This is a genomic window from Actinosynnema sp. NPDC059335, assembly GCF_042752395.1.
In the GTDB taxonomy this organism is placed as follows: Bacteria; Actinomycetota; Actinomycetes; order Mycobacteriales; family Pseudonocardiaceae; genus Actinosynnema.
This window is the reverse complement of the sequence record NZ_JBHYXZ010000142.1, coordinates 13,559-19,225: the sequence shown is the minus strand read 5'-3', so window position 1 is coordinate 19,225 and position 5,667 is coordinate 13,559. Positions and strand designations below refer to the sequence as shown.

Below are 5,667 nucleotides of genomic sequence, written 5' to 3'. Positions count from 1 at the left end.
GCGGGGGCCGGTCCCGGCATGGGCCGCCCGGCGGGGGGGCGACCGGCCGGGCGGCGGCCGTGGCCGCGGCGGTCACGCTGTTCCCGTCCGGTGAAACGACACCGGGCGGCCAGGCCGCGGCCACGTCCGCCGGCCCGTCGGAGGGCGAGGTCCGGCCGGTGACGGACTCGGTGCGGCTGCTGTCCTTCGCCGCCGAGGCGGCCCGCGCCGACCCGGCCGCCGCGCCCCGGCCCGACCAGTTCGTCTACACCCGCAGCACCGGGGACGGCACGGCGGAGCGGGAGATCTGGCTGTCGGTCGACGGCACCCGGGACGGGCTGCTGAACCACGGCGACGGCACGACCACGCCGATGCCCGGCTGCCGGGACGGGCGGATGGCCGTCCACAAGGGCCCCGACCCGCTGCCCGGCGTCACCGAGCCGTGCGAGCCGAGGCCCGCCTACCGCTCCGACCTCCCCACCGACGTGGACGGCATGCTGGCCTACCTCGACGCGAACGCCGGCGGCGAGCCGGGCAGCGTCAACGCGCGCGGCAAGGACGTGCTGGCGCTGATCAACGAGGACCTCCTGCCGCCGGCGTCGAGGGCCGCGCTGTACGAGGCGGCGGCCCGGGTGCCCGGGTTGTCCGTGGTGCCGGACGCGCGGGACGCGGCGGGCCGGGCCGGGGTGGGCATCACGTGGCCGGTGCCGGCGGGGTCGTCGCCCGAGGCGAAGCCGGTGGTGATCGTGTTCGACGCGGAGACCTACGAGCTGCTCGGCACGAACTTCCACGCGATCGTCGAGCAGGCCGTGGTGGACCAGGCGGGGCAGCAGCCCTGAGGCTGGGGGACCGGCCGGCGACGCGCCGCCGGTCCCACCCGACTACGGTTGGTCACGTGGAGCCGCGCGAGGATGACGACGAGGACGACTTCGACCCGGACGAGGACGAGGACGGCTTCGACGACGATGACGAAGAGGACGAGGACGACCTGTTCGGCGTGACCTCCGAGCCGCGCACCATCTGCCACCTGTGCGGCGGCGCGGGGTTCATCGCCAACCCGACCTCGGCCGTGATCGGCGGCACGCCGCGCACCGTCGACAACGGCCGCGAGTGCCCGCACTGCGCGGGCGCCCGCAAGTTCCCCGGCCTGATCCCCCCGCTCTGAGGGCGTCCGGCGGGCCGGCCCCGGTTCGGCACGAACCGGACCGGTCACCGGCTCGGGCCGGCACCCGTCGGCGGCTCGACAGCCCACGGCCCGAACCGCACGCCCGTCAGCGGCCCGCCGGCCCGGGTCCGGCACGAACCGGTGTCCGCCCGCCCCACCCGTGCGCCCGCCGAGCACCTACCCTCGCCCCTCGTCAGCGGCCCGCCGCGACCAGTTCCGCCTCGCGGAACGCGCGCGGCGAGAGGTAGCGCCACGACGTGACCAGCGCCCCGACCTGCACGAGCGCGCCCATCACCCACACCGCCCGCAGCCCGAACCCGGCGGCCACGAAGCCGCCGGCCAGCGCGCCCAGCGGCGTCAGGCCCCAGGCCAGCGCCCGGTGGCTCGTCAGCACCCGGCCGAGCAGCGCGGGCGGGGTGAAGCGCTGGCGGCTCGACTGCGAGCACACGTTCCACACCATCACGATCGCGGACTCGGCGAACATCACCACCCCGATCGCCCACGCCCACGGCGGCAGCACGGCGATCAGCGCGAGCCCGACCACCATCCCGACCTGCGCCAGCCGCATCGACCACGCGTAGCCGAGCCGGTCCACCACCCGCCCGACGAACAGCGACGACACCACCCACCCGGCCGCCATCACCGCGAGCATCACGCCGTACCCGACCGAGCCCAGCCCCAGCAGCTCCTTCGCGTACAGCACGAACATCGCCATCGTGGCGCTCGCCGCGAACGACCCGAGCGCCACCGAGACCGTGATCGCCAGCAGCAGCCGCGTCCCGACCAGGAACCGCAGCCCTTCGCCGATGTCGCGCAGCGGGTGCTTGGCCGACGGCGTCGCCGGAGCCGACCGCAGCCCCCGCACCAGCACGAGCGCCACCACCGCGGCCCCGAACGCCACCCACGCGGGCGTGCCCAGGCCGAACGCGACCAGGAACCCGGCCGCCGGCGGCACCGCGAACTGCACCACCCCGCGGTCGATCACCATCAGCCGCGTGTTCGCCGTCGCCAACCGGGCCGGCTCCACCACCTCCGGCACGAGCGCGCCGCTCGCCCCGTCCCCGAGCACCTGCGCCGACGTCACGACGAACGCCACCACCAGCAGCAACGGCAGGCTCAGCGCGTCCGCCACGCCCGCCACGGCGAGCGCCAGCGCCGCGCACGCCTGCACCGCGTAGGCCGACGCGAGCACCGCGCTGCGCCGCACCCGGTCGATCAGCACGCCCGCGAACAGCGAGAACAACAGCCACGGCGCCTGGCCCACCACGTTGACCAGCGACAGCCGCCTCGGGTCCGAGGTGATCGCCGCCGCGATCCACGGCAACACCGCCAACATCAGCCCCTCGGCCACCGAACCCGACACCGCGACGGCCTGCAGCCGCACCCACCCCCTGGACATGACCGCCACCCTGCCAAGAAGACCCGGCACGGCCACACGATTTAGCGAGGGCTCAACCCGCAGACCTCGCGCGGGTCGCCGGCCGGCCCGAAGTACCCTGGTGACGTGGGGGTCGTGCTGTCCGAAGCGGAGTGGACCGCGCGCCGGGACGCGCACGCCGAGCGGGTGCGGCGGTGGACCGGCCCGCACCACGAGCGCAAGGCCGCGGGCCGCAAGCACCCGGTGATGGACTTCCTGTTCTCGTACTACTCGCACCGCCCGTCGCGGCTGGAGCGCTGGCACCCAGGTCCGGGCGTGGTCCTGGAGGGCGACGCGGCGGACGCCTACCTGCGGTGGCCGCTGTACCGGCGCACCCCGGACGGCGTGACGCTGGACGTCGAGGCGTTCGCCCGGGAACGCGCCAACACGATCGCGTTCGCGGGCCGGCTGCTCACCGCGACCGCCGGCCGGGCTCCCCGCCTGGGCTGCTTCGGCCTGCACGAGTGGGCGATGGTCTACCGGCAGCGGCCGGACCAGGTGCGGCACAACGCGTGGCCGCTGCGGCTGGGCAGCGAGGGCACCGACCGGGTGGTGGAGTCGCAGCGGGTGCAGTGCGGGCACTTCGACGCGTTCCGCTTCTTCACCCCCGACGCCCGGCCGCGCAACGCGCTCCAGCCGACCCGGGAGACGCAGGTCGAGCTGGAGCAGCCCGGCTGCCTGCACGCGAACATGGACCTGTTCAAGTGGGCCTACAAGCTCGACCCGGCCACGCCGTCGGAGCTGGTCGCGGACTGCTTCGAGCTGACCGTGCGCATCCGCGAGCTGGACATGCGGGCCAGCCCGTACGACCTGGCCGGGCTCGGCTACGGGCCGGTGCCGATCGAGACCCCCGAAGGCCGGGCCGAGTACGTGCGGCAGCAGAGCGCGTTCGCCGAGGCCGCCGCGCCGCTGAGGGCGCGGCTGATCGACCTGCTCCGCGTGCTCTCGGCGGTTCCCGTCACCACTCGATGACCTGGCGTGACTTCACCCCCGCACCAGGTGTCACCTGTTAGTTTGACGCCGGTCGGGATTCGCCAGCCGTGTTCGGTCGGACGCTGAGAGGAAGACGATGTCTCGACACCGCGCGCTGCGGACGAAGGTGCGGCGCGGCATCGCCAAATGGCCGGTGGCCATCGTCGGCCTGGTGGTCCTCGTGGCGCTCGGGTGGGTCGGCTGGACCTGGGTCGGCGGGATCGTGGAACGCCGCGCGGCCGCCCAGGCGGGCGACTGCAACGAGGGCGACGCGCTGCTGCGGATCGCGTCGACGCCCAGCGTCGCCGAGGCGGTCAAGCAGGTCGCCGAGGCGTGGAGCGAGCAGCGGCCCGTGGTCTACGACCACTGCATCCAGGTCGAGGTCCAGTCCATCGACTCCGAGGTCGTGCTCCAGGGCCTGACCCAGGGCTGGGACGCCGGGAAGCTCGGCGAGCGCCCGCACGCGTGGGTCACCGACTCGATGCTGTGGGCCAACCGGCTGACCGCGCAGAACGCCACCCTGCTCGGGGCCGCGCCGGAGTCGATCGCGGCGAGCCCCGTGCTGCTCGCGCTGCCCCGGGAGCCGGCGCAGGCGGTGCAGTCCGGCTCCGGGTTCCGGTGGACCGACCTGCCCGAACTGACCGGCGCGGCGGACGGCTGGGGCCGGTTCGGGCACCCCGAGTGGGGCCGGTTCACCGTCGCCATGCCGGACCCGGCGACGAACACGGCCACCGCGATGGCCGTGCAGTCCGCGCTGGCCGGCGCGAGCCCCGAGGGCAAGGGCCCGGTCACGACCGAGATGCTGGCGCTCGACCCGGTCAAGAGCACGATGAGCGCGCTGGCGGCGTCCCGGCCGGAGCAGACCCCCGCGAGCACGTGGGAGGCGATGAAGCTGCTCGGCGACGACACCGCGGTGAACGCGGCCGGGTTCAGCGCGGTGCCGGTGTTCGAGGTGGACCTGTACCGGCACAACACCGGCAAGGACACCGGCACGCCGCCGTCGCAGCCGCTGTACGGGGTGGCGGCGGGCGGGCCGACGCCGATCGCCGACTTCCCGTTCGTGCCGCTGGCGGGCGACTGGGTCGGCGAGGCGCAGGTGCGCGCGGCGCAGGCGTTCCGGGAGTTCCTGCGCGAGCCCGACCAGCAGAAGATCCTGGCCGCCGCGGGCCTGCGCGTCGAGGCCACGACCGAGCGGCCGAAGCCGTCGCCGGGCATCCGCTGGGCCGCCGTCACCGACACCCTCACGCCCGCCGACGCCAACACCGCCCAGCAGATCTCCGCCGCGTGGGCCACCGCGGACGGCGGCCAGGTCGTCACCGTGCTGGTGGACACGTCCAAGTCGATGGAGGAACCCGGCGGCGACGGCCGCAGCCGGATGGACTGGGTCAAGCAGGCGCTGTCCGGGCAGGTCAACCGGTCGGTGTCCGGGTCGCTGGGGCTGTGGGAGTTCTCCCGGCAGCTCGACGGGGACAAGCCGTACCGGCAGCTCGTGGCCACCGGCCCGGTCGCGACCCAGCGACAGGCGCTGCTGGACGGCGTGGCGCGGTTGGAACCGCGCAGCGCGACCCAGCTCTACACCAGCGTGCTCGCGCTGTACGAGCGGATGCTGGCCGACTACCAGGAGGGCAAGCGCAACCGGATCGTGGTGCTGACCGACGGCGTGAACGACGGCGGCCTCACGTTCGGGGAGCTGACGGAGGCGCTGGCCTCGGCCAGGCAGCCGGGCAAGGACATCGCGATCAGCGTGATCGCGCTCGGCCCGGACCCGGAACGCGAGCCGCTGTCCGAACTGGCCCGCTCGACCGGCGGCACGCTGTCGGTGGTCGCGGACGGTCGCGGCGTGGACGCCGCCCTCGGCCAACTCCTGTCGGCCGACTAGCCGCTCCGCCCCGGCCGCCGCCGTCGGCGCGCCGACCGCGCTGCTCGGCCGGATCCCGGTGTCCCGCCGGCCGCCGCTCGCCCGCCCCGACCGGCGCACCGGCCGGATCCGAGGTTCCCTCGGCTGCCCACCGCGACCGGTCCGCCCCGACCCGGCACCCGAACGGCGGCAGGCCGCCCGGCGGCGGCCCCCCCCCCCCCCGGGGTCGGCGCGCGCGCGGGGGGGGGGGCGCGCGCACACCCCCCCCCCCACAGA

At 75.3% G+C, this 5,667-nt stretch carries 5 protein-coding genes; 4 read left to right on the top strand and 1 reads right to left on the bottom strand.

What is annotated here, in order from left to right:
• Positions 1–818: CU044_5270 family protein (locus tag ACFXGA_RS31975; RefSeq protein WP_378094394.1), on the top strand; the 818-nt coding region annotated here is incomplete at its 5' end.
• Positions 819–874: 56 nt separating this feature from the next.
• Complete coding sequence (locus ACFXGA_RS31970; RefSeq protein ID WP_378094392.1) at positions 875–1,144, top strand: hypothetical protein; 270 nt, start codon at positions 875–877, stop codon at positions 1,142–1,144.
• 193 nt (positions 1,145–1,337) lie between these two features.
• Here the strand turns inward: ACFXGA_RS31970 and ACFXGA_RS31965 are convergent, their stop codons facing one another.
• Positions 1,338–2,543, bottom strand: a complete 1,206-nt coding sequence (locus ACFXGA_RS31965) for an MFS transporter (RefSeq protein WP_378094390.1) — start codon at positions 2,541–2,543, stop codon at positions 1,338–1,340.
• A 105-nt stretch (positions 2,544–2,648) separates the two neighbouring features.
• On the opposite strand from ACFXGA_RS31965, the gene ACFXGA_RS31960 reads away from it, so the two are divergent.
• Entirely contained in the window at positions 2,649–3,533 is an 885-nt protein-coding gene (locus ACFXGA_RS31960; RefSeq protein WP_378094388.1) for a 3-methyladenine DNA glycosylase, read from the top strand.
• 97 nt (positions 3,534–3,630) lie between these two features.
• Positions 3,631–5,412: a substrate-binding domain-containing protein gene (locus ACFXGA_RS31955; RefSeq protein WP_378094386.1), complete on the top strand. Its 1,782-nt coding sequence runs from the start codon at positions 3,631–3,633 to the stop codon at positions 5,410–5,412.
• Positions 5,413–5,667 lie beyond the last annotated feature (255 nt).

What these genes read in the sequence shown, in the direction of transcription:
- ACFXGA_RS31965 (WP_378094390.1), bottom strand. Translation starts at nt 2,543, where the DNA reads ATGTCCAGGGGGTGGGTGCGGCTGCAGGCCGTCGCGGTGTCGGGTTCG.
- ACFXGA_RS31955 (WP_378094386.1), top strand. Translation starts at nt 3,631, where the DNA reads ATGTCTCGACACCGCGCGCTGCGGACGAAGGTGCGGCGCGGCATCGCC.